The sequence below is a fragment of the Bacteroides faecis MAJ27 genome (assembly GCF_900106755.1).
Taxonomy (GTDB): domain Bacteria; phylum Bacteroidota; class Bacteroidia; order Bacteroidales; family Bacteroidaceae; genus Bacteroides; species Bacteroides faecis.
In genome coordinates this window covers 1-1,342 of sequence record NZ_FNNN01000075.1, presented here as the reverse complement: position 1 = coordinate 1,342, position 1,342 = coordinate 1, and the positions used below count along the sequence as shown (strand labels likewise).

Annotated in this window: 1 pseudogene; it reads right to left on the bottom strand. The window is 38.9% G+C overall.

Features of this window, described 5'->3' with window-relative positions:
- Nucleotides 1-48 precede the first annotated feature (48 nt).
- Nucleotides 49-1,250, bottom strand: a pseudogene (locus tag BLW31_RS23705) (IS256 family transposase).
- Nucleotides 1,251-1,342 lie beyond the last annotated feature (92 nt).

Here is a 1,342-nt window from a genome sequence, read left to right as displayed (position 1 = left end):
GGCACTGTCCACCATTTTGTGTAAATAGAAAACTTCAGGATTCGGGTTTTATACTTGAATCCTGTTTTCAAATATAGTAATAAATTGGTTAAATATCAATGCCCAATTCCAAATAGGTTGATACCATTTCTTTTCGATTTCGTTAATAGCCAGATAGACAGATTTTTTCAGCGCATCATCATTCGGAAATGATAGCTTGTTTTTGGTGTACTTTCTAATTTTCCCATTCAGATTTTCAATGAGATTAGTGGTATAGATAATCTTTCTAATCTCGACGGGGAAATCAAAGAACACGGTCAGTTCTTCCCAATTATTTCTCCATGAGCGTATCGCATATGGATATTTAGCACCCCATTTTTGCTCAAAGTTATCCAACTCCATCTCAGCTGCTTCTTTAGTAGGTGCGTTATAGATGTTCTTCAAATCGGCAGTGAACTCCTTTTTTTCTTTCCAGACGACATAGCGACAGGAGTTCCTAATTTGGTGTACCACACATATTTGAGTAGTAGAGGCAGGAAATACACTCTTGATGGTTTCCGTAAATCCATTCAGGTTATCAGTAACTGTAATCAGAATATCTTCTACACCACGGGCTTTGAGATCCGTTAAAACACCCATCCAGAAAGCGGCACTCTCATTTTTGCCAATCCACATACCCAATACTTCTTTCAAGCCTTCCTTGTTCAGACCTACACATAGGTAAACAGTCTTGTTGATCACTTTGCCGTTTTCTCTGACTTTGAATACGATGCCATCCAGACAATCATATATAAACTTTCCAAAGGCCGATTTTGCCACTCTGTTGCAGCCTGGCTGACTTTATTGGTGATAATGGAGATAGCGGAGGTGGAGAGGTTAATACCGTATATTTCCTGCATCTCCGACTCAATGTCAGCGACGCTCATACCTTTGGCATAAAGAGAGATGACAAGGCGTTCAATAGATAAGCCGCGGGATTGATGCTTAGGAATGACAATAGGCTCAAATTCACCTTCCCGATCACGAGGAACCTGAATAACAGATTCACCCATTTCTGTTTGAATCTGCTTCCTATAACTACCATTGCGGGAGTTGCCACTATGATCTCCTTGATTGGAGTGTTTCTCATAACCTAAATGGTTATCCATCTCTGCTTCCAGCATTTGTTCATAAACACGAGTATGAAGCTCTTTCATGAAAGCAGTCACATCTTCGCCTGTCTTAAACTGGGACAGAAACTCTTTACTTAAAAATTCTTTAGGAATGTCCATTAAATCTGATTTTTACAAAGTTAATACATAAATAAAAAAACTACGAGAAAAATCCCGTAGTTTTCTATTTACACAATCAGATGGATAGTCCC